This window comes from Candidatus Nitrospira salsa, from assembly GCF_965152625.1.
The window spans coordinates 266,947-289,683 of the sequence record NZ_CBCUCO010000003.1; the positions used below are offsets into that span (position 1 = coordinate 266,947).

At 46.6% G+C, this 22,737-nt stretch carries 23 protein-coding genes and 1 riboswitch; of the genes, 13 read left to right on the forward strand and 10 right to left on the reverse strand.

Going from position 1 to position 22,737, the window contains the following annotated elements:
- The first annotated feature begins 68 nt into the window (after positions 1-68).
- Positions 69-533 carry an IS3 family transposase gene (locus tag ACWQXP_RS12670; RefSeq protein WP_454063237.1) on the forward strand — a complete coding sequence of 155 codons (465 nt, stop codon included), beginning with the start codon at positions 69-71 and terminating at the stop codon, positions 531-533.
- A 27-nt stretch (positions 534-560) separates the two neighbouring features.
- On the opposite strand, the gene ACWQXP_RS12675 is transcribed toward ACWQXP_RS12670, so the two are convergent.
- The 4 genes from ACWQXP_RS12675 to ACWQXP_RS12690 all read right to left on the reverse strand — a co-directional run bounded on the left by ACWQXP_RS12675 (position 561) and on the right by ACWQXP_RS12690 (position 4,114).
- On the reverse strand, positions 561-2,570 hold the full coding sequence (locus tag ACWQXP_RS12675; RefSeq protein WP_454063238.1) for a hypothetical protein: 2,010 nt from the start codon (positions 2,568-2,570) through the stop codon (positions 561-563).
- Between the two features lie 302 nt (positions 2,571-2,872).
- Positions 2,873-3,253, reverse strand: coding sequence for a hypothetical protein (locus ACWQXP_RS12680; protein ID WP_454063239.1), 381 nt, complete (start codon positions 3,251-3,253; stop codon positions 2,873-2,875).
- Between the two features lie 450 nt (positions 3,254-3,703).
- Positions 3,704-3,916 (reverse strand): type II toxin-antitoxin system HicB family antitoxin, encoded by a 213-nt coding sequence (locus ACWQXP_RS12685; protein ID WP_454063240.1) that lies wholly within the window; start codon positions 3,914-3,916, stop codon positions 3,704-3,706.
- Positions 3,917-3,922: 6 nt separating this feature from the next.
- Positions 3,923-4,114 carry a type II toxin-antitoxin system HicA family toxin gene (locus ACWQXP_RS12690; RefSeq protein WP_454063498.1) on the reverse strand — a complete coding sequence of 64 codons (192 nt, stop codon included), beginning with the start codon at positions 4,112-4,114 and terminating at the stop codon, positions 3,923-3,925.
- Between the two features lie 746 nt (positions 4,115-4,860).
- On the opposite strand from ACWQXP_RS12690, the gene ACWQXP_RS12695 reads away from it, so the two are divergent.
- The 7 genes from ACWQXP_RS12695 to ygfZ all read left to right on the forward strand — a co-directional run bounded on the left by ACWQXP_RS12695 (position 4,861) and on the right by ygfZ (position 11,026).
- On the forward strand, positions 4,861-5,112 hold the full coding sequence (locus tag ACWQXP_RS12695; RefSeq protein WP_454063241.1) for a DUF2191 domain-containing protein: 252 nt from the start codon (positions 4,861-4,863) through the stop codon (positions 5,110-5,112).
- Positions 5,099-5,527 (forward strand): TA system VapC family ribonuclease toxin, encoded by a 429-nt coding sequence (locus tag ACWQXP_RS12700; RefSeq protein WP_454063242.1) that lies wholly within the window; start codon positions 5,099-5,101, stop codon positions 5,525-5,527. Before ACWQXP_RS12695 ends, ACWQXP_RS12700 begins: the two co-directional genes overlap by 14 nt.
- A 56-nt stretch (positions 5,528-5,583) precedes the next feature.
- A riboswitch (TPP riboswitch) is annotated at positions 5,584-5,686 on the forward strand.
- Between the two features lie 105 nt (positions 5,687-5,791).
- Positions 5,792-7,732, forward strand: a complete 1,941-nt coding sequence (gene thiC / locus ACWQXP_RS12705) for a phosphomethylpyrimidine synthase ThiC (protein WP_454063243.1) — start codon at positions 5,792-5,794, stop codon at positions 7,730-7,732.
- A 46-nt stretch (positions 7,733-7,778) separates the two neighbouring features.
- The gene (locus ACWQXP_RS12710) at positions 7,779-8,579 is read left to right on the forward strand and encodes a sulfide-dependent adenosine diphosphate thiazole synthase (protein WP_454063244.1); all 801 of its coding nucleotides are present in this window, start codon (positions 7,779-7,781) and stop codon (positions 8,577-8,579) included.
- A gap of 171 nt (positions 8,580-8,750) precedes the next feature.
- The gene (locus ACWQXP_RS12715) at positions 8,751-9,266 is read left to right on the forward strand and encodes a tetratricopeptide repeat protein (RefSeq protein WP_454063245.1); all 516 of its coding nucleotides are present in this window, start codon (positions 8,751-8,753) and stop codon (positions 9,264-9,266) included.
- A gap of 72 nt (positions 9,267-9,338) precedes the next feature.
- Entirely contained in the window at positions 9,339-9,722 is a 384-nt protein-coding gene (locus tag ACWQXP_RS12720) for a response regulator (RefSeq protein ID WP_454063246.1), read from the forward strand.
- A 206-nt stretch (positions 9,723-9,928) separates the two neighbouring features.
- Positions 9,929-11,026 carry a CAF17-like 4Fe-4S cluster assembly/insertion protein YgfZ gene (gene ygfZ, locus ACWQXP_RS12725; protein ID WP_454063247.1) on the forward strand — a complete coding sequence of 366 codons (1,098 nt, stop codon included), beginning with the start codon at positions 9,929-9,931 and terminating at the stop codon, positions 11,024-11,026.
- A gap of 141 nt (positions 11,027-11,167) precedes the next feature.
- On the opposite strand, the gene ACWQXP_RS12730 is transcribed toward ygfZ, so the two are convergent.
- Entirely contained in the window at positions 11,168-11,647 is a 480-nt protein-coding gene (locus ACWQXP_RS12730) for a hypothetical protein (protein WP_454063248.1), read from the reverse strand.
- A gap of 234 nt (positions 11,648-11,881) precedes the next feature.
- Between ACWQXP_RS12730 and ACWQXP_RS12735 the strand changes: the two genes are divergently transcribed.
- Together ACWQXP_RS12735 and ACWQXP_RS12740 are read left to right on the forward strand one after the other, a co-directional pair.
- A complete protein-coding gene (locus ACWQXP_RS12735; RefSeq protein WP_454063249.1) occupies positions 11,882-12,097 on the forward strand; it encodes a hypothetical protein in 216 nt (71 codons plus the stop codon).
- Positions 12,098-12,206: 109 nt separating this feature from the next.
- Positions 12,207-12,428, forward strand: a complete 222-nt coding sequence (locus ACWQXP_RS12740; RefSeq protein WP_454063250.1) for a hypothetical protein — start codon at positions 12,207-12,209, stop codon at positions 12,426-12,428.
- A gap of 230 nt (positions 12,429-12,658) precedes the next feature.
- Here ACWQXP_RS12740 and ACWQXP_RS12745 read toward each other — a convergent pair whose 3' ends face one another.
- Together ACWQXP_RS12745 and ACWQXP_RS12750 are read right to left on the reverse strand one after the other, a co-directional pair.
- Complete coding sequence (locus tag ACWQXP_RS12745) at positions 12,659-13,051, reverse strand: nuclear transport factor 2 family protein (protein WP_454063251.1); 393 nt, start codon at positions 13,049-13,051, stop codon at positions 12,659-12,661.
- 43 nt (positions 13,052-13,094) lie between these two features.
- A complete protein-coding gene (locus tag ACWQXP_RS12750) occupies positions 13,095-13,994 on the reverse strand; it encodes a DMT family transporter (protein WP_454063252.1) in 900 nt (299 codons plus the stop codon).
- 295 nt (positions 13,995-14,289) lie between these two features.
- Between ACWQXP_RS12750 and ACWQXP_RS12755 the strand changes: the two genes are divergently transcribed.
- Positions 14,290-15,060 carry a 4'-phosphopantetheinyl transferase family protein gene (locus ACWQXP_RS12755; protein ID WP_454063253.1) on the forward strand — a complete coding sequence of 257 codons (771 nt, stop codon included), beginning with the start codon at positions 14,290-14,292 and terminating at the stop codon, positions 15,058-15,060.
- A gap of 236 nt (positions 15,061-15,296) precedes the next feature.
- Positions 15,297-15,644, forward strand: a complete 348-nt coding sequence (locus tag ACWQXP_RS12760; RefSeq protein ID WP_454063254.1) for a YfhL family 4Fe-4S dicluster ferredoxin — start codon at positions 15,297-15,299, stop codon at positions 15,642-15,644.
- A gap of 102 nt (positions 15,645-15,746) precedes the next feature.
- On the opposite strand, the gene smc is transcribed toward ACWQXP_RS12760, so the two are convergent.
- Positions 15,747-19,418 (reverse strand): chromosome segregation protein SMC, encoded by a 3,672-nt coding sequence (gene smc / locus ACWQXP_RS12765; protein WP_454063255.1) that lies wholly within the window; start codon positions 19,416-19,418, stop codon positions 15,747-15,749.
- A gap of 827 nt (positions 19,419-20,245) precedes the next feature.
- On the opposite strand from smc, the gene ACWQXP_RS12770 reads away from it, so the two are divergent.
- Entirely contained in the window at positions 20,246-20,416 is a 171-nt protein-coding gene (locus ACWQXP_RS12770) for a Flp family type IVb pilin (protein ID WP_454063256.1), read from the forward strand.
- Positions 20,417-20,594: 178 nt separating this feature from the next.
- On the opposite strand, the gene ispH is transcribed toward ACWQXP_RS12770, so the two are convergent.
- Together ispH and pyrF are read right to left on the reverse strand one after the other, a co-directional pair.
- Entirely contained in the window at positions 20,595-21,533 is a 939-nt protein-coding gene (ispH, locus tag ACWQXP_RS12775) for a 4-hydroxy-3-methylbut-2-enyl diphosphate reductase (RefSeq protein ID WP_454063257.1), read from the reverse strand.
- A gap of 236 nt (positions 21,534-21,769) precedes the next feature.
- Positions 21,770-22,669 (reverse strand): orotidine-5'-phosphate decarboxylase, encoded by a 900-nt coding sequence (pyrF, locus tag ACWQXP_RS12780; protein WP_454063258.1) that lies wholly within the window; start codon positions 22,667-22,669, stop codon positions 21,770-21,772.
- Positions 22,670-22,737 lie beyond the last annotated feature (68 nt).

Below are 22,737 nucleotides of genomic sequence, written 5' to 3' on the forward strand. Positions count from 1 at the left end.
AAGGAGCAGATTTTGATGACAGCGAATCGACACAATATATTATAAAACAAGCGTCTTGACCCCTTATAGTGACGTACATCCCAACCCGAGCGGGCTGGCTCTATCTCGCGGTTCTGCTCGATCTCTATTCGCGGCGAATTGTGGGTTGGAGTATGAATGAGCGCCAGACGGTCATGCTGGTGGTCGAGGCATGGCAAATGGCCTGGCAGCAGCGCCATCCACCCGTTGGGTTGTTACATCACAGTGACCAAGGGAACCAGTATACGGCGGGACTCTATCACACGGTGCTCACACGCCATGGCGTGCAGCTGAGTTTCAGTGGCAAGGGGTGTTGTTATGACAATGCCGTGGTAGAAAGCTTTTTCAGTACGCTCAAGAACGAGCTGACGCATCATCGCTCGTTCCAGGATCGCACGGAAGCTCGTCAGGCAATCTTTGACTATATTGAGTGTTTCTATAACCGGCAGCGCCTGCATCAGACGCTCGGCTATCGCAGTCCCGAGGCGTTTGAACAGCACGCTGCTGACTCTTAACTTCGTGTCTGTTGTTTTAGGGACATCTCAAGGGGCCTCCTCTTTTTTAAATACCGTTTTGGAAAAGGCTTTTTCCAGAGAACTGATCCGATCCAAGTCGATTTCTGCAGTCTTAATTCGTGTTTCCCTCAGATTCTTTGTAAAACTTTTCAAAAGATCAATCGCCCTTTTTGTTTTTCCCCTAGCTTGTCCAAAGTCAACGTCACTTGTTTGCCCATCCTTTAGAAATTTAAAGACGATTTCCCACCGTGAATCCTCTAGCTCTGTTAACTCTTTAGACAACGAATAAAAGAAGTCAATAATACCCCATGTAATTTCATCATTCCTCAAGCCAAGGCTAGTAATGTCGTCCTTTAACTCCTGATCAGGCTCCCAGTCGTCTTGAGAGGGAGCAAATATACACAGCAAGAAAGCTTGGATAGATATCAGAGAATATAGACTTGCGCCTCCAAACATCGAATAAATTCGTCCTGAGACCATTTCATGGCTTGAATCATCTGTAGCTGCTTGAAGAAGTGAATCTAATATACTGTGGTAAGTTTCCTCGCCCTTACATGTTTCCTGAAACCTTTGCCGCAAAAATGTTTGTAGCAAATCCTTAAATAACTTGATGGGCTTAATTTCTCCACTAGAAAATGTTCCCTCATGATGAGCTAATGAGCCATGAATAAGGTTTTTGGCAACCTTGAGAGCAATGGGATCACTATTTTCTTGCATTTCTCCCCTATCGACTAAAAGCAAAATCGAAAGAGTCAATATATCTATCCAGTAGTTATATAATGCAGAAGCAAAAATTTTAAAAGGGAGATCTGCGGGTTGGTTCGTAATGTCGCGAAGCTGGACTTGCTCTTCTACGATCGACCGACCCTTGTTGAAACAATTAAGAGTTAGAAAATAATCTTTCTTAACCGTATAGCCTTTTTCATAATGCTTTTGAACCCACCACTTTTGGAGGACATCGCACATCCAATAAGCTCCTGCAGAATCTCCCTTTTCGATAGCAGCCATTAACATAAAAAGGGTATTGGCAATATGGGATTGGAAGACCATGGAGAGCATCGAAAGGTTTTCCCAATTACCCTCTTCTTGAGGGGAACCCTGATAAAACGCCTGACCCAAACGTTCCCACGATCCCACAAAACTCATGAGTGTTGTTTTATAAATCCCTGCATATGGTGGATTTAGATCTACACCAGATGAACAATTGTGAGATGTTGCACCTTGCTCTTCTGCTCTTCTCACCCACCATACCTGTAAATGAAGAAATGCACTCCTTCCTAACCGGACAATATCGTTCGCAACTGTGGGACTTTTTAGGGCCAGACTTTCAATGAGAAGATTTTTAGGAATATGTGCTGCATACTCAAAATATTCCGGGTCTTCATGAAGAATGGAAGCTGTACGTGCAAAGAGATCTCGGTAATTTTTAAGCCATCCTTGGAATAGACTTCCGAATCGAAAGGGGTCTCCAAGTTCCACATAATTCTTAATGTTGTTTTCCTGAAAAGATGACAAACTACATTCAAGCAACACTGAAAAAAAGTGATTTAGAGACTTTAACGCTTCAACATAATTGTGCTTTTGCCTTATATCTATTGCAGATAGTGTTTCTGACAAAAAATCCTGGATAGCATCTTCGATCGTTAATGGAAAAGGCTCGTGCACCGGCTTACTGAATGAAAAGGATGACTGGATTATCCATTTCTCCCATCTCCGTAAAGGAATGCCTCCTCTACGAGCACATATCAGTACCTCCCCTTCATACTCTGACCCTGGCATTAGAAAAAATATTAGGATTGGACCTTTTTGCAACGGAAAAATTGAAGTCGACTCTGCCCCTGCAGTTGGCTTCGATGATCGCTCAATCCATCTTTTTCCAATCCAATTTAAAGGCATCAACTTTACATCGCTTAGCACTCTAGAACTTCTTAATTTCGCGGTGACTTCTCTTTCGTCTCCTTTTAATTCCTTATGTCCTGGATATATGTGGATGTTGGGTTTAGATGAGGAAGAATCGTTGTTCATAGATCCAGGCATATGGCTGATTTCCTGAGCGACAAGGTAATGATGACATAGAAGGGCTTGTTTTAATTGTTTAATCCAAACGCAATTTAATAAGAACCGTATTAGCAAATCGTTTTGCTTGTCCTGCCGAAGAAATTGCACCGTTTGATAGAGGAAATAAACTGTTCCTAACCCATTAAAGAAAAACCAACCGAGATTTATCCACCCTCCTACAGCTCTAACCTCTATGGGTAGAAAACTCTTAAAGGACAGTTGAATTGATATGAATAAGATTAAGAATATTGAACTTAGTCCTACAAATGGAGCTCCACTAGTTAATAGGTATGTTGGCAACTTTGTTTTTTTAAATGTCCTCCTTGAGGTAAAGAGCCAACTAAACCTATGAGAATTGGAAACGTTAGTGCCGCAATGGTGGCTTGAACAGTGAGAAGATGTCCCTGGAAGTCAAGGTCAGGAAAAATTGGGGGATTCAATTTAATCGGATAGGAACAACCTCTTGTGCATATCCAAGACGAAGCCAACAATATTAATACAGCTACAAAGAAAATACCTAAAGCGTACCAAATGGGATGAGTTGAAGCTTTAATTATCCAGAGGTCGATGGACGAAAGGGAGAGTTTTTTCAGGGTTGGATTGTTCTTTTTTAGACTCTTAATTTCTTTATTGACTAAGCTTTGGAGAGAGTTGAAGGACATAATCAAAATCCTTGTTCTCGGAATAAGGTATAGGTAGTTCTTGCCGAAAAGCTTACTGATCAGACTGAGGGCTTACCAGGTTGGGGAGAATTATATACTGGAACACTAGTATGGGTCTTGTAAAAAGGATATGTGAAGGTTTTATTTTTTATGGAAAAGGGGAAAAGGGGACATTCTCCTTTTCCGGCCATATGGTCCCCCGGGCTCTGTCTAGTAGACTCACATTTTACAGACAACACCATATGTCGACTGTACCCATCAGCCTCCAAAGCCATCTAAATTGAGGGTCAGGTCGCGTGCTTTATGACATACCCCTCACCCTTCTGGGTGTTCCATGAGGTGGTGGAAGTGTTTTTTGTAAACTGAAGTACTTGACTCCTATTTTGGAGCATAAAGGAATTCGCGGTGAGAGAAATCCTAAGTGGAAGAATTCGGGAAACCGGATACAAGTTAGGCAAACATCAATCGACGTCCTTTGGGTTCAGGAATTGGATCACCGAATTCTTTGGCGGTATCGATCCAAAGCTGAATAGCTTCTTTCGCATTCACCAAAGCCGACTCTTGGGTTTCTCCATGTGTCATGCAGCCTGGCAACTCAGGGATTTCAGCCACGAAAGCCTCGTCTGTTTCACTCCAATAGATAATGATTTCGTATTTGAGCATGATGATTTATCCTCCAAGCGTATATCTCAATATTACGGTTCTTACCTGTCTGACTTGGTAAGGCTTCGCTTTGCTTCCGTCTCGTTGAAGATTAAGCTTTTCTTCCACGCCCTGTTTCCTGAAAATATGAGGACTCCCTCTGATCCGTTCTGCAAATCCCAAGCGCTGCAAGAGGTGGCATAGGTCCTCAAAGGATATGTTCTTATCCGATTTACCTTACAGGATTTCCTCAACGAGTTTGTCATACTTACTCATCAAAGAAATACTTTTAACAGGTTCATAGGGGTTTATCAAAGAATGACCTCTGTCCCATTTTTCGGTGGTGTGGTAAGGTTTGGGAGAGACCGCCAGGGCAAGTCTTGCTCCATCCCGTTCCAATAGCTCTCTCTATATATTCTGCGCTTAGGCGGTGCTCACGGGGAATGAATTTTGAGCTACCATTCTCAAACACAACTTTTCCAGCCTTGAAACCTTGAGTGGCATCCCATTCCTATTTTTATTTCATACTTTCCGTATGAATATCACAGGCCATTTTAAAGCCGCGTCCGTTCCCCGTGTCGTCACGGCACTATCATTACGAATCTCAAATTCCTGCCACGAATCAAAAGGAATCGGCGCTTCAAACACCCGAAGTGTACATGGATGAGGATGACATACACCCAATCACATACTGTGTATCCTATCTGAGATGATCGTTGTGTATATCCGGATTTTTCTCACACGCAAAAACCCGATAGCCAGAAATCCGAAATTCAGCACTCTATCAAGTGCTAATGCCCACCGTATCAACAATTACACTTGATTGAAGATACGAAAAGTAGAAATTTACTCAAACATGCAGCCTTGCAAATACAGCAACAGGGTCCAGACGCGGTCTTGGCATCAAACTTGGCAAACACGCCAACAAATTGACATATTGATGCACACATAATATGCTTTGATGTATGAGAACAACCGTAAGACTGGACGATCAGCTCTTGGCCGCGGCAAAACAACATGCCGCCAAAACTGGCTGCACATTGACGTCATTGCTTGAAGACGCCTTACGAACTTTCCTAACAATGAATAAGCGATCCACGAAAACTGCGAGACCAAAGCTTCCGACCTTTAATGGTGGCGGACTTCGGCCCGGTGTCGACCTGGATAATAGTGCTGATCTCTTAGATGTGATGGAAGAGAAGAATGGAGATAGTTGACGTTAATGTCCTTGTGTACGCACATCGAGAAGATTCTCTGGATCACACATTATATCGAACCTGGCTTATCCAGTGGACGCAATCTGACGCCGCCTTTGGGATCAGCGAACTTGTGCTAAGTGGGTTTCTCAGAATCGTCACTCACCCGAAAGTCTTCAACCAACCGACTCCACTCCTCACGGCATTGGCATTTGTCGATGCGATTCGTTCTCAGCCTACCTGTGTGTTGATCTCACCAGGCCCACGGCATTGGGAAATCTTCTCGCGACTGTGTCGTGAAGCCAATGTGAAAGGCAACTTGGGTCCTGATGCCTATCTTGCCGCCATGGCGATTGAGTCTGGGAGTGAGTGGATCACAACAGATCGAGATTACAGCCGGTTCTCTGGATTACGCTGGAGACATCCCTTGCATTAGTTCGCACTGCCCATTTGCCTCATTGACAAGGTCCAGGCTGAGCGCTAGCATTTGCTGAACAAGGCTAGGGGAGCGTTTCGCTGAGATGTCCAACCCAGTTGGACGACCCTTATACCTGACCTGGGTAATACCAGCGTAGGGAAGCGGCAGATGGTAATTGAAATTTCTGGCCGTTTCCTCACAGACAGGGAACGGCCTTTTTCGTTTTTACAGAAGTGGCAATACTGGCTTTCACACCCGTCCATCCTGAGAAAGGATCGCACCATGAGCACCTCTCAACACGAACAAACCAAATCGACCAATGGCAAGGCTATTCCCGTTGTCGATGATCACAACCATACGCCTTCCGCAACATTGACCACAAAGCCGTTTCCCGCTTCTCAAAAAGTCTATGTGACCGGGTCCCATCCTAGTGTTCGAGTACCCATGCGTGAAATCGTCCTCACTCCGACTAAGGGACCCAATGGCGCAACACCGACACCAAATCCTTCGGTGACGGTGTATGACCCATCCGGCCCCTACACAGACCCCGACGTCACGATTAATGTTCGAAAAGGTCTTCAACCTTTGCGTCATGAATGGATCACGCAGCGGAATGATGTGGAACAACTCGAAGAAGTCACCTCGACCTACGGTCGGCAACGTGCAATGGATACAAGCCTGAACTCGATCCGTTTCGCGTTAAGTCGCAAGCCCCTCAGAGCAAAGTCCGGTATGAATGTGACGCAGATGCACTACGCTCGCAAAGGCATCGTGACACCGGAAATGGAGTTTATTGCCATCCGAGAAAACCAAGCACGAGAAGAGCAGGCAGAAACACTTCGAGCCAATGACCACCAAACACGAGGCGTCGTTCAACACCCAGGGCAAGCCTGGGGGGCGGCGATCCCATCGCATATTACTCCAGAATTTGTCCGGGATGAAGTCGCACTGGGGCGAGCCATCATTCCATCAAATATCAATCACCCTGAAGTCGAACCGATGATTATCGGACGAAATTTTCTTGTCAAAATCAATGCGAACATCGGCAACTCCGCCGTCACCTCTTCCATTGAAGAAGAAGTTGAGAAACTCATTTGGTCGATTCGATGGGGCTCCGACACCGTCATGGATCTGTCAACAGGGAAAAACATTCATGAGACGAGAGAGTGGATCATCCGCAATTCCCCCGTCCCCATCGGCACAGTACCAATCTATCAAGCGCTTGAAAAGGTCGGAGGCAAACCTGAAGAACTGACATGGGACATCTACCGGGACACCTTGATTGAACAAGCGGAACAAGGCGTTGACTACTTTACGATTCACGCTGGCGTCCGCCTTGCCTATGTGCCTCTCACAGCGAATCGGATGACAGGAATCGTTTCCCGCGGTGGCTCGATTCATGCGAAATGGTGCTTAGCTCATCATCAAGAAAATTTCACTTACACGCATTTCGAAGAAATTTGTGAGATTATGAAGGCCTACGATGTCTCATTTAGTTTGGGCGATGGGCTTCGCCCAGGCTCAATCGCCGACGCCAATGACGCGGCGCAATTCGGCGAACTCGAAACACTTGGAGAATTAACGAATACAGCTTGGCAACACGATGTCCAAGTCATGATTGAAGGTCCTGGCCACGTGCCCATGCATATGATCAAAGAGAACATGGACAAACAACTCGAAACATGTAAGGAAGCGCCTTTTTACACTTTGGGCCCCCTCACAACAGATATTGCTCCTGGTTATGACCACATTACATCAGGCATTGGAGCAGCCATGATTGGATGGTACGGCTGTGCGATGCTCTGCTATGTGACGCCGAAAGAACATCTCGGCCTACCAAATAAGGAAGATGTCAAAGACGGCGTGATCGCGTATAAAATCTCCGCCCATGCTGCCGACTTGGCCAAAGGTCATCCAGGCGCCCAGGCTCGGGACAATGCCCTGTCCAAAGCCCGTTTTGAATTTCGCTGGGAAGATCAATTTAATTTATCACTTGATCCGGAAACGGCTCGCGATTATCACGACGCCACCCTTCCCGATCAAGCCGCCAAAGGCGCGCACTTCTGTTCGATGTGCGGACCAAGCTTCTGCTCCATGAAAATTACCCAAGATGTTCGAGACTACGCGGACCAACTAAAGGTAGAGGAACAGGAGGCCATTCAAATCGGACTCAAAGAAAAATCCGAAGAATTTCGTAAGGCCGGAGGAGAGATCTACTTATAATACATGATCAAATGCAGATCATGACTAACTTGCGGAGCGTAAGATTATGAAGGAGAACACCATAGCCCCCTTGCGAGAACGTGACGTCACTCGTCACATTGCCAGGGAGTTTTATAAAGAATTCGATCAACTGATTGAAAGTGATGTCATTATCGTCGGGGGTGGACCGTCAGGATTGTTGTGTGCGAGAGACTTAGCCTTGCACGGCATACGAACCTTGCTGATTGAACAAAGCCTGGCACTGGGCGGTGGATTTTGGTCTGGCGGCTATCTCATGAATAAAGCCACGATCTGCGCGCCAGCCGATGTGATCTTGGAAGAACTTGGGATCCCGTGCAAACCCGTGAAAGAATGTGACGGCATGACCATCGTTGATCCACCACACGCGACGGCACGGTTAATTTCTGCCGCCTATGAGGCTGGCGTAAAGATCATGAACTTAACACGGGTCCTCGACTTAATTGTCCGAGAAGAAGGCAAACTCGAAGGCGTCGTGGTCAATAACACGACAGCGGAAATGGCAGGACACGACATCATACATGTTGATCCAATCGCACTCGAAAGCCGTATCGTTGTGGATGCCACGGGCCATGATGCCGTCGTCGTGAACCTTCTCCATCGCAGAAACTTGTATGAGAAAGTTCCAGGCAATGGCGCAATGTGGATTGCAAAATCCGAAGCATTAGTTGTTAAAAATACGCGCGAGGTCTATCCCAATTGTTTCGTCACCGGTTTGGCAGTGGCAGCCGTAGACGGTTCGCCAAGAATGGGACCGGCCTTTGGCGCGATGATCTTATCAGGCAGACGTGCAGCCGAACTCGTGAAACACAAACTTAAGGGAGAATAGTTCTTAGTGTGCATACACATTTCCCACGTTGTTCACGATACCTCTGCAACGAGAAAATCTTTGGTTTCGCTATTTTAGTTGAAAACCAACGCATGGCACCTTAGACTATAAAGATTCACGTTCAACGGAATATTCACTGTTCACTTCGTTTTAACATTTGGAGGAATGAGTATGGATTTGCAGGATTTCCTGCAACAAGGCAGCGGCACGGAAGAAGAAAAGATTTTAGCGTGGAATCTCTTCCAGCAAGCCTACGAATCGCAACAAAAAGGGCAACTGGATGAAGCCGTGAAGCTCTATAAACAGTCAATTGCAACCTCACCTTCGGCAGAGGCCTACACCTTTCTTGGCTGGACCTACAGTTTTATGGGACAGCTGAATGAAGCCATTGAGGAATGCCAGCGAGCGATTAATTGTGATCCGGATTTTGGCAATCCTTACAACGATATCGGAGCGTACTTGATTGAGCTCAATCAATTGGACGAAGCCATTCCTTGGTTTGAAAAAGCGATGGATGCCAAGCGCTATGAAAATCCAGCGTTTCCGCATATGAATGTTGGACGCGTGTACGAAAAAAAGGGCGATTGGGAAAAAGCCATCGAGGCATATAAGCAAGCTACCACATTAGACCCGGAATACACCTCTGCCAAACGAGCCATGATGCGCTTAATCACGCTGATGAACTAGTCATACAGGCAAGAGAAGCACGCCGACGCAAGAACTTCAGCATCTTTTTACAAAAAAAGGATACATACCCGCATGGAACAACAGGAAAAAACAATCTTAGTCGGCGTGAGTGACATCTTTTTTTATACAAAAATTCGCGATGCTTTTCTGCCGCATGGTTATAGCCTTCAACGAGTTAAAAAACAGGAAGACTGGCAGGAAAAAATTTCTACGCAAGAACCCCATGCGATTATCCTCAACATGAATGATGAACGACTCGAGGCCACAGCCGCTCTTCGCCTCCTCAAAGGAACGGAGCAATATAAACATATTCCCGTCCTCGCCTTTGCGAATCATGAAGAAGTGGAGACGTGGAAACAGGCGAAAGAACTCGGCATCAATAAAATTGTTTCACGTAATGAGTTCTCTGCCAGAACGTTGGCACTGCTCGAGGAGATGACGGCCAACGTCACGTAGCATATGTGATGCGCCTAAAAATACGAACGATCAACAGGCCATTGGTTCATGAATATTCATTTATCACTTGAATCGCCGGGCACTCTCAACATTGGAATTATAGGTGTCCTTGGGCACGATGGTTGAGTTTTCCATATGTAAGCGTACACAGAATCTCTTACTTGAAGTTTTAATCCTTCTGCCATGTCAATATTAGGTGCCCAAACATGAAACAATCGCCACTCCATACACAGCACGAAGCCTTAAGCGCACAGTTCCAACCAATCGGGAATTGGGAAATGCCCCAACATTATGGGAATGCCACAGAGGAGCATGTCGCCGTACGGCAAGGTGTCGGCATCGCTGACCTCTCGCTTCGTGGCCTTAACCGCATCACCGGTGACGACCGCGTCACCTGGCTTCAAAATCTAATTAGCAACGACATTCGTCCTTTGGCAGCCGGACAGGGTCTGTATTCAGCTTTTATGGATCATAAAGGCAAGATGCTGTCCTACTTTCGGGTCTTGCTGTTAGAAGACTCAATTCTCCTCGAAGATGCAGGAGAAATTGGAGACATGACCTATCAGCACTTACGGAAATTCTTGCTGTTTGGGACCAAAGCCAAAATGGAAAACTGTCACGAGTCATGGGGGACCCTGCTCATAGCCGGCCCCTCTGCACCTGATCTTGTGAAACAAGCCTTCTCAATCGACATGACAGCATCCAAACCCTTGGACTTTCAAGTCGTCGATCTTGAGGGACAGATAGCCCTATTCGTCAAGACAGAAGAAACTGGGGAACATGACATCGAGATTCATATGCCCAACGCCGGTCTTGTCTCGACATGGGAGAGAATTTGGTCAGCGGGACAACCCTTCAACCTTCGTGCTGTCGGACATGCGGCATTAGAGTCTTTGCGACTTGAGGCTGGGATACCGAAGATTGGACCAGATTTAAATGAACGCATTGTCCCCCCAGAGGCTAATCTGGAGGGTAAGGCGTTTAGTTTGTCAAAAGGGTGCTACCCTGGACAAGAAGTCGTCGCACGAATGGACACATACGGTTCGGTCAAACGGCGGATGGTTGGCTTATTAATTGATTCACCTGACAATCAAATACCGGAACACGGAGCCAAACTCTTTAGCGGAGACCGGGAAGTCGGGTGGGTTTCCAGTGCCGCGTTTTCGCCACTGCTCAAAAAGCCTGTGGCGTTTGGGTTTCCCTTACGCGACTTTACCAAACCGCAAACTGAATTAACCATTGAAATTGCAGAGCAACGACACCCTGCCGTTGTTCAAGAACTTCCCTTCCCGCTGCCTGCGTAACTATAGCGAATCCAATTAAGTTCCAGCTGGACATATCAACTAGCCCAGCGAAATTACCCACATCAAACAGTGAAAGTTAATTGAATCGGCTATAGAACCTCAATAACACGTCACACTCTCAATTGATGAATGACATGTTCGTCATGCATTTTTTTCTGGGTGACGACCCTGTGAAACAGCATCGGCCACGGCAAAAACCCCGGGTCGCTGCTCATCTTTGAGTGCCAAAAGAATATGAGCTTCATCCCCATGCATCAACCGTAAGCTGAGAAAGGCATCCTGCGTTTTATTTTCAGTATTATCCCACGTACCGTCAATCAGTTGAATTTTATCTAAATCACTGCAGGAAAAGATGTCATATCGAAAGTACGAATCGCCAACAACCATATCAAATAAGACATGTCCCGAAGTCATCACAATGACATTAAATCGTCCCTGATCTTCATAGCCTTCAGGAAGAAACTGGTTAATATGGAGTAAATGGACTGATCGCCCAGCTAACACTTGTTCAATTTTTCCTTCTAACGCCTCATAATCAATTTGTAAGGGCCGTTCATCTTGATCGGTTGCGCTCACAGCGGCCTCTTTTGTTCTTTCAAACACATCTTTAGCTTTCAACACAAGATACTCTCCTTTCACCAAACATGAATTACCGAAATTCTTCCCCTGACAACTGGGCACTACGATACCTTCGGTCAGGGAGGATTGCAAGAGAAGCCCCCGTATCGCCTCATTTGATCAGGCTCTTTTACACAAGACTCTGACTTAAGGCCGCCAGACCCATTGCATTCCAGGTTCCGGCTTCGGCATACTCGACGTACTTCCACTTTTGATATATTTTTCATGGAGTTTCTCATGAGTTCAGAACCATGTTTGATTCATGCTTGTCCCCATCCATACTATGCCCCGGCCGGAACACGAGCACTCTGCAAAAAACACTTTATGGACTTCCTCACTTGGCGAAGGAAAAAAGGCGGGTCAGCCATGTTCAAAAAGTATGGCGCCATGACCATGGATGAACGCGATCCCACCGTCAATGAATGGGGAAAGACCATCACCGTCAAAGAATAGAGCCAACTAGGAGGAGAACCGTTAACCGTTCCCTTATCTTGATAGGTCATTCTCTACAGAAAGGATGTCCGCGTTCATGAAGGAGACCGTCCCATCTTTGTGACAATCCATGCACGTCTCTCATTTGGCAAGAGCGATCATCCTTGGGATCATACTATTCGTGTTGTTACCAGAAGTGGGAACGTCCTCAGCATTAGCAGACACAAAAGAAAAGACCACTGAAGCGGGACTCGGCGTTGCGAGCTTTATCACCACATTGCCCTACGGGGCCGTCAAAATAGCCTATGCTGGAGACTTGGAGCCATTATTGGTGGGGTCACGTATCTTCTGACAGCCGGAGATCTCAATTCGGCCAATGTGATATGGGAAAAGTCTTTACTGGGACACTATGTCATTACCCCTGATCATTTAACAGGCGACAAACCCGTCAAATTTATTGGACCATAACTCAGTTCATCCCGTCTTCCAGAAGCAAAAAACACATAGCCTCGCCATTCGTCACGTCTCTACCGTACAAACTCAACAGCCTTTTTACTCAAAAGAGACACAAGATTTTCCCTCTTATTCCATTAAGGGCGACCCATGATGATGGATGATCTTCCATGACTCTCCGATTCGCTCATATAAATTGGTTGCCACAACCACGCTGTTCTGATCAACATCCCCCACGCGACTGGTAATATTTTCCGTACAAATGACCCACGCGACATCAGCCGCAACCTGAACCTGCAGTTCCGTGAGTTGAAACTTCATGGAAAAGGTATTATTGAAAATTACCACCCACGAATCCCGAACTGCCGGCCATCCAACTCGAATACTCCAACCCGGGTGAATACAGGTGACATATTCTTGGTGGGCCCAGATCGTATCCATCGCCGCAATATCCAGATTTTCGAAAGACTGGTAAAAATATTCATTGGCTTGGGTTACTTCTTCAATTCGTTGTTCTAACATTGGATAACTCCTCTCCTCCCACAATGATCATACGATAGACCGATCACGCTTGTCTCAATGATTGTCGGTTCACCAACCATACCCCAAACAAGATGAACCCAATCCCCAGAACGTCTCCCCAGCCTATGGATTCTTCAAGAATAAAAAAAGACAGTACCAATGCCGATACTGGAATAAGATTCACAAAAATTCCTGCTCGTGAGGGACCAACACCCTCCACACCGTAGAGCCAAGCTTGCTGACCGAGAGCTGTTGCAAACACGATGACATAAAACAAGGCCATCCAACCAGATAGCGGCACAACATCCACACCACTTGCCAACACTTGCTGATTCATGAACAACAGTGGAATCTGAAGGAAAATCGAGATCAGCAGTGTCGTCCAGTTCACCGTCAGTGAAGAAAACCGCTCCATGACTCGTCGACTCCCAATGGTATACAGAGCCCAGCTGACAAGGGAGAGAAGGATAGCTCCCCCTCCTAACAGTGGATTTTCTCCCGCATTCACTTGCCCGTTCAAGCCAGACACGAACAAGACACCAACAAAAGACACGGCACAGCCGACCCAGACCCGTCGAAACGGAAGATCATGGATAATGAGCGACGATAAAAAGGCCGTAATTGTTGGACTTGCTCCAATAATAATGCCTGCCGCACCCGCCCCGATAAATTGAAGCCCAATCAGCACTAATAAGTGATTGGCTAACACTGCGACGCCCAGCAAGGTGAACACCCCAACATCTCGAACTGAAAATGCCACCACTCCTTCACGCCACAGCCATAAGGGAAACAAAATTAACAGAGCCCCCAGCCCGCGAAATACTGAGACTTCAACAGGAGAAAATGGCCCAAGCGCAACTTTTTGGGCCACAACGGACCCACCCCAGACGATAGCCGCAGTCGTCAACGCAGCATAAGCCGCTGAAGGTGTACGTGCTGACATGATTGGATGTTAGATAGGCAACGGATACAGTACCAAGAAATGAGACGTCTATAACTAAGACCTTTCTGGAAGCGAAAGGCCTGCTATAACAGCCGTAGGGTATTCCGTCAAGATATGAAACGCTGTCACAGTTCACGTTTTACGACACTCCACAGAATATCATCTAACGCTGAAGCACCTGAGAATAGATTGATTGCTTCATTCTATTTCCTCTCATACAATAATCAGGCATAGGGTTTATGCATTCTCCACTGTCTTATTTCTTCTGACGCTCTTCATCGAAGCATTTTCTTCTATGTCCAACGACTTCAGGTTAAACCATGACGGTTCTTGGCAAACGCCAAACCAAAAAATGACCTTATCTCCAGATGAGGTGCACATATGGAAAGTCGGCCTAACACCGCATGAACACCACCTTCCTAAACTTCAACGCCTTCTCTCTCTCGATGAACTCACGCGCGCTCAGCGCCTGAAGTTCCAGGAACATCGTCATGCCTTTATTGCCGCTCGTAGCGCCCTCAGGCTTATCATGAGTCGATATCTACTCATAGAGGCCCAGTCACTCGTGTTTTCCCAAGGGCCACAGGGAAAACCTTTCTTGAAAGAACCATTCACCGAACCGCCTCTCTTATTTAACCTCAGCCATACAAAGCACGTCGCACTCTATGCCTTTGCCCTTGATCGAGAAGTCGGGATCGACCTTGAATACAAACACCGAAACATCAGCTATCAATCCCTCATTGAACGAATTTGCTCGGAAAAAGAAAAAGCTCACATCATGTCACATGCATCATCTGACCAGAAACAAGTCTTTTTAGCCTGCTGGACCAGGAAAGAAGCATACTTGAAAGCCACAGGGAAAGGGCTCTCATTTCCCTTACAGGCCATCACGGTCTCTCTTCCGCCAACGACTCCGACAGCTCTCCTCGAAGTCGCAGAGGATACCCTGGAGCCTTTACGATGGACCATGCATGAAATTCAGGTAGACCTTGACCATGTGGCCGCCTTGGTCGTCTCTGGGAAGAGCTGGAATCCGGTCTATTGGAGCTGGTCATGGACAATATAAGCCATTCAGAAAAAGAAGACTTTAGCCTTATTTCCTCAAGGCTGCCGGAAATTTACTGATTCGTCACGGTCCAAAGGGCTTAGCGATTTAGGTCTTCTGCGCCGTTGACGTGTATAAAAACATAGGGGTAGAATGAGGCTCGTAAGTGTTTTGTGTTTGCTCGTTCCCGCAAGGGAATTCCATTGAAATTTCTTTTTTAAGGACGTTACCGATTTATTGGTTCTGAAGGAGGGTCTATGTCACTGCTTATTACTGAAGAGTGCATCAATTGTGGGGCGTGCTTACCAGAATGTCCCAATGAGGCAATATTCGAAACTCGAAGTGCTGCAGAGGAAGCCGGCAATCAAGTAGGAGAAGGTCAAGGCGATGGGGATACTGTTTATGTCATCACGCACGAACGATGTACCGAATGCGTGGGTCACTTTGACGAGCCTCAATGTGCTGCCGTCTGCCCAGTCGATGATTGCTGTATCTCCGATCCAGAGATTCCTGAAACCACAGACGTCTTGCTGGAAAAAGCACGAACCTTGAACCCGGATAAAGAAATTGACCCGGAAAAGGTTTGGAGTGGTGTGAGAAACTAACAGTTCGAAAATTCGCTTCTCTCGTTTACTAAAAAGACCCATGCTTCCTTTTGTTCTGAAGCATGGGTCTTTTTTTGTCAGAGAAGACTTCGACTATTCGAATTATGAAACATCCTGAAGCTCATTAAGTCTGACAGATACTAATTTTGACACCCCAGGCTGTTCCATTGTGACACCAAAAAGAGAATCAGCCACTTCCATCGTTCGTTTGTTATGGGTGACAATAAGAAATTGAGACCGTTCGGCCATCTGCGTTAAAAATTGTCCAAACCGTCCAACATTCGCTTCATCTAGAGGCGCATCTACCTCATCAAGGACACAAAATGGAGAAGGTTTAATCAGGAAACTGGCAAACAATAATGCAAGGACCGTCATGGTTTTCTCACCACCTGACAACATCGACAAGTTTTTCAAGCGTTTCCCTGGAGGTTGCGCAATAATATCAACCCCAGCATCTCGTCGTTTCGTTTCACCCTCTTCTTCTTCCGGCTCCACCAGAACGAGTTCGGCACGACCTCCAGCAAATAAGGCTGTAAATACCTCATTAAATTTTTCTTGAATGCTCTTAAAGGTTTCGGCAAACAGCTTGTTGGTGGTTTGGTTCAAACGTTGAATGATTTCTTGGAGAGACTGAATCGAGGTGGTCAAATCAGCTTCTTGAGTGGTGAGAAATTCACAGCGCTCCAGAAGTTCTTGATGCTCTTCGATTGCGGCAAGATTAATCGGTCCCATCCGCCCTAATTTCCCTCGAATGGTCTCTAACTGCTCCTTCCACAACTCAGACGGATTCTCAGGAAAACTTTCAATTTCTACTTCATCCTCATCAAGTTGGGAATCTGTTGCGACTGGAAATTTGAGTGTCTCTAACGAAAGGTTATACGTTTCGGTGAGCGTGTCCTCCACAGTAGTCAACTTCGTCCGAACCTCTGCCAATCGAACTTCAATTCCACTCCGGACCTTCAGTGTCTCAGCCAGTTTTCCCCGAACTTCTGCCACTTGACGATCAAAGAGCCTGGTCTGTTCGAGAACCTGATTATATTGATCTTGAAATTCTGTCAGAGTCCGTTCAATCCCGTCTTTTTTTTCTTGCGCCTTTTCAAACATCTCTTCCAAACGTACACGCTCATCTCGACTTTGACGAGTCTGGAGAAAGAGTTGCTCGAGCTGTTGATCCAGTTGTTGAAGCTTCGTCGATCGGGCAACTTCTTCTTGTTGTAGACGAGTGAGATCACTTTGTTCATGTGCACGTTGAGTTTGAAAGGTCCTCAGGCTCATTTGAGTTTCAGTCATCAATGTCTGCAACTCTCTGACTTTGGTCTCCACACGTGTAAAATCTTCAGAGACGTGCGCGAGATCCTGCTCTCGCTCAACTCGAGTCGCCTCATGTTGAGTCAGTTGTTCTCGAAGTAATGTCGACTCTTCCTGCAGTTTTGCCACTTCGGCTTCTTCCGACTGTTGCTCATGACGTATCGTCTCAAGTCGACGGATGATCTCGGGAAGGGCACTTGCTCGAACACCTTCTTCCTTTTGCAAAGACATGAGTCGCACTTCTGTCTCACGGATAGATTGATGAAGACCTTGAAGCTGAGACTGGGTCGATTCGAGGTTTTGAGCCACCGTATCTCGATCAGATTGATCCTGTTCGAGACTGGCCCCTAACTCAACGGCTTTAGCTTCTAGGCGAAGGATTTCACCTCGCCGGCGCAACACACCACCAGACTCTCCAACGACTCCACCTGTCATGACACCAGATGGATGAATCGTTTCCCCATCTGCGGTGACCAGCAAAGGGCCCCGCCCCTCAAACCACTGATGCTTCTCCATAATTTGCAAGCCGGCATCAAGTGACTCCACCACATAAACATTCTCTAAAAACATCGTCGTGGCTCGCTGCAGTTCCTCTGGAGCGCTGATAAAGCTGATAGCCGATCCCCAAATAGTTGATTCACCTTGCAAGGTTTGCTGCCAACCCGCCTCATCACGTGTCCGAGATGGCACAAAATGCATAGGGACAAAGCTTCCACGGCCCAACGATTGATTCTTGAGTGTGGTGATAGCTCGGACAGCGTCCTCAGGACCCTCCACAACCCATGCTTTAATTCGGTCACCTAGAGCGGCTTCAATAGCTTTTTCAGCATGCTCCTCCACGACCATGCGTTCAGCAAAGGCTTCTTTGACTTCGCGACAGGCTCCGCGAATCGAAGTTTCTTCAATCTCACCCGTTGCACTATATCCAAATTCCTCGTGAAGCACCGCGCGGAGAGCACGAAGCTCGGATTCAATGCCAGCCAAACTCGTTCGCCCCTCGAGGAGACGGCCATCAAGAGATTTTTGACTTGTAGACAACGATTGCACCGATTGCTCGGCTTCTTCACGGTTGGCGCATAACTGTTCAAGAGTTTCAGCCAAGGCTTCTCGCTGCTGTCGTAGCTCTTCACCCTCTGAAGACAAACGGGTCTGCTGAGCTTCAGCCTCTGCACATTCTAATAATAATCGCTCAAGACGACGTGCGAGACCAGATCGTCTCTCATCAAAACTTTCCAAACGATTCTCGGTATTCGTTTTCTTCACAGTGAGGTCCAGAAGTATGTTTCGAAGACGATCAAGTTCTTCACTTGCCACCGTCCGCTTCTCCAACAAGGCACTCTGCTGCTCCTCTCCATCAATGACGGACTGTTCTAACGATTCTATTTGACCTTCCATATGTGTAATGCGTTCGGCAATCGCTTCTGTCAGCCCTTGAGATTGGTCAGCTTCCTCCTTGACCCGCGTCCGCTCTTTCATGGCCTGCCCATGCTGTTCCTCGTAATGTTCAAACTGATTTCGAAGAACTTCAATGGAGGTTAAGGAATGACCCATAGCCTGCTCAACTTCCCGCAATTGCTCTCGACTAAGGGTGACAGACTCTCCAGTTTTTGCTAAATCCAGCTTGACCACTTCCTGCTGGGCCAACAGGCGTTTTTCTTCAGAGATCTGCGTAAGCTCTTGCGTTTCGGACTCTTCCAACTCAAGGTCAATGCTGCGCTGACGTTCCCGTAACTGCTGGTATTCCCATTGAAGAAGCTGTATTTCAAGATTTTTAGCTTCGCTCTTTAATTCTTGATAATTTCTCGCCTGCCTGGCCTGGCGTTCTAACGAACGAAGCTGTCGCTGCACTTCTGTCAGAATATCCCGAACCCGAAACAGATTTTGTTCCGTTGAATCTAATTTTCTCAGAGCCTCGGCTTTTTGCTTTTTATAGCGAATAATACCCGCCGTCTCTTCGATAAATTCACGGCGTTCTAAAGGCGATGCGCTCAATAGTTGATCGATATTTCCCTGTTCAATAACCGTATGCCCCTTCGTTCCTGCTCGAGATGCCCACAATAAGCTTCGAATATCTTTGAGCCGACAAGGAATCTTGTTGATCGAGTATTCACTATCACCATCACGATACAACCGACGGGTAACCATGATCTCCGTGGATTGAGCCAACGCATCTCCCAAGGCCGATAACGCTTCCAGTTCTTGTTCGGTGACTCCCCCAAAAATTGTCGAGACTTCGGCCATTCCCATTGGTTTGCGCACTTCGGTACCGTTGAAGATGACATCTTCCATTTTCTCTGTCCTGAGAGACTTTGGGCTCTGCTCTCCAAGCGACCAGAGCAACGCATCCACAATATTGCTTTTTCCGGTCCCATTAGGCCCCACAATCGCCGTCACTCCCTGAGGGAATTCGATTTTAGCCTCAGCAAAGGATTTAAACCCTTCGACAATCAAGGTTTGGAGATGCATGCGGTTCCTCCCTAGATTTGGAGATTCAGATTTTCAATAAACAACTCTAAATGTCTACCACAGTATTTTTGTAAAATCAAAAAAGCCTACCAAATAAAGTAGGCTTATACTACTATCTATGCCATATATTGTGGGTAAGATGGGGATAACTGCTCTCTCCACTTTAAGCGAATCCAAATAAGTTCTAGCGGTGTGCTGGGGGCCATGAACATTCAACATACCACTCGTCATATCTGTTCAACCTTCACTGAGAATTCCTACGGTCATTCAATATTGTGATCATCGATGACCTCAGTGGATACGATCGTTCGCAAGACCAAGCGTCACGGTTTGGCAATCTATCATGATGACGTTATCCTTTTGATGCTACCAATAAAAGGTATCCAAGGAACTCAGCGTCATTACCTACTTCAAACATTGAAATTTAATTGAATCGGCTATAGAAAATTTGGAGAAAATGAATAGACCTCGCCATCAGTACTTTTTTCATTTCCCCCTTGTTTCATGACTGCAATGAATGGCGATCAGAGTCAACTTCATCATATATTCTAATAAAACCTGACTTTATATACGTATTTTAATGTCGGCATGACACGAAGGTACATCATCGAGCACTATTGATGCCTTAAGAATCCATTATTTTCATCCGATATAAGGGGAATAGCCTAAGGTTTTCATGAGATGGGGATAGGAACAATTGAAGCAAACTGACAGTGAAGACATGCGCTGTTGAAAAGGTCAAACAAAACTCGTCAGCGATGGGGAAATCATGGGCACACCATCAAAGCTGACATCCATTCAATATGCCCGGCAGGAGAAAGAAGATCATGATGTACATAATGCAATTTCTTAACGATGAAGAAGGCGCGACCGCATTGGAGTATGGATTGCTCGCCGCATTGATTGCGGCGGTGATCATTGGCGCTGTCACAACTCTTGGGCAAACCGTGGCTAATACATTCAATTCGATTTCAGGTTCGATGGCCGCGGCCTCTTAATGATCGTTCACACGGTTTCTTGATCGCGTTAGATGAGAGCCTGCACGGTAAAAGCATGCACTCAAACTCGAATGCATAGGCGAATGGGGGCGGCCTCGATGTAGGCGGCCTCCGTTCTACAGTTTCCCCGACATTCCTATAGCCGCTTCAAAGAACCTCCGATGCTTGAGGCGTAGTTTTACGCTTTTTCCTGGCTTGCGAGCAGTTCTCTGGGAAGCAAAAATTCAACATCTTCTTCGACAACAGTCAATTCTTCCAATTCATCCGCCCCTAATGTCCGAAGATAATCGACAACCTCAGTCACGAGAACTTCTGGAGCGGAGGCCCCGGCCGCAATACCAATGGCATTCACTCCCTCCAACCATTCAGGCTTGATGTCCTGATAGGAATCAATCAAGTAGGACGCTTTGCCACATCGCTCTCCAAGCTCCTTCAATCGATTGGAATTTGAGCTGTTAGGGGAACCGATCACCAAAATGACATCGACATATTTCGACAACTCCTTCACCGCATTCTGCCGATTTTGGGTCGCATAGCAAATGTCTTCCTGATGCGGGCCCTTAATGCCAGGAAACCGGCGATTCAAGGCTTCGACAATATCACGGCATTCATCGACACTCAGCGTAGTTTGTGTGACATAGGACAGATGGTTCTGGTTTTCAACGACAAGGGTTTCGACATCTTCCACTGAAGAAACCAGATGAAATTTATCGGGAACCTGTCCAAGCGTGCCGACGACTTCGGGATGCCCGGAATGCCCAATGAGAATCAATTCGTACTGATTAGTGTAGTCACGATTCACCTCATTGTGCACCTTAATGACCAAGGGACAAGTGGCATCAATGATCTTGAGATTACGTCGATTGGCTTCTTCCCATACACTTTTGGCCACTCCGTGTGCGCTAAAGATGACGATGGCCCCATCAGGCACTTCGTCTAATTCCTCGACAAACACCGCCCCTTTATCTCGAAGAGAATTAACAACATGGCGACTATGGACGATTTCATGACGAACGTAGATAGGAGCTCCATACGTTTTGAGTGATAAATCGACAATTTCAATGGCTCGGTCAACTCCTGCACAGAATCCGCGTGGATCCGCTAAGTAAATTTTCACTCCATCCTCCCTTTATCTATCCGTTCATTTATTGTCTTCGGCAGGTCTTGAGTCTTCGGCACCGTCAACGAAGGTCTCTCACTAGAGACTTGAACCGAAATATCCCAATCCATGATCTGCATTCTATCTGCTCCCGCCAATGGTTGCAAAGTCATAAAGATTCAGTGGCTTCGTGATCAGGAAAGTTTACTTTGATTCGTCTTGGGGCAAATCGAAGCGTTTCAATCTCTATTCATTTACAGCCTTGCGGCCTCTTGTAACTCTCTAGTTGATTTAAGGACAGCCTCGTCAAACGCGGCCTCCCATTCCCTAGCAGTCGCATCAACACCGACAGGAAATAAAATTGATCGCGAAGCATTCACGACCCCGCCTTCTAAACACATCGGCCCCCTCAAAAACCCTGCCAATGCATCTTTAGCTGAGGCTCCTTGCGCCCCATATCCTGGCACTAAAAAAAGCGAAGTAGGTAAGATCTCTCGTATTCTCATCGCGTCTGACGGATACGTTCCTCCAACGACAATACCGACACTCGACCATCCACTTGCGCCTATCGTATGAGGCAACAATCGTGTAAGACCTTTCGCCACATGACAATACAGAAAATCATGATCAACTTGGAGACCTTGAAACTCCTCTGCCCCAGGATTGCTGGTTTTGACGAGCACAAAAATCCCAGCCCCACCCTGAATGACATGCGACAAGAATGGCTCAATGGTCTCAGTGCCCATGTACGCATTGAGTGTAATCGCATTCGCCGCCTCGGCTCTTGACGGGTCAATCAATGCGGCATAGGCGGCGGCAGTCGACCCGATATCACCTCTTTTGGCATCAAGAATAACGGGGATTCCCTGTTGCTTACATTGGACAATGAGCTCTTCAAGCAACCGGATGCCATCTGCCCCATATTGTTCGAAGAACGCACTTTGAGGTTTCACGGCCACAACCTTACCGTTCAGCCTCTCCACCACCTCATGGAAGAACTTTGCAATACCGTCAATTGGACGGTTCTTTTGTCCATTCTTTGAAAAAAAGACATTCGGAATATAGGCAACATGAGGATCGAGACCCACACAAAGAGGATGCCCAAGTTTTCTGGTCTTTTCAATAATGGAGTCGGCGAAATTTGAGTCACCCATTCTTGTACTTTCTGTCTCTGACGACTAAGGCGTGAGCCCCATCACCAACTGAAAGACCCAGCTCAGAA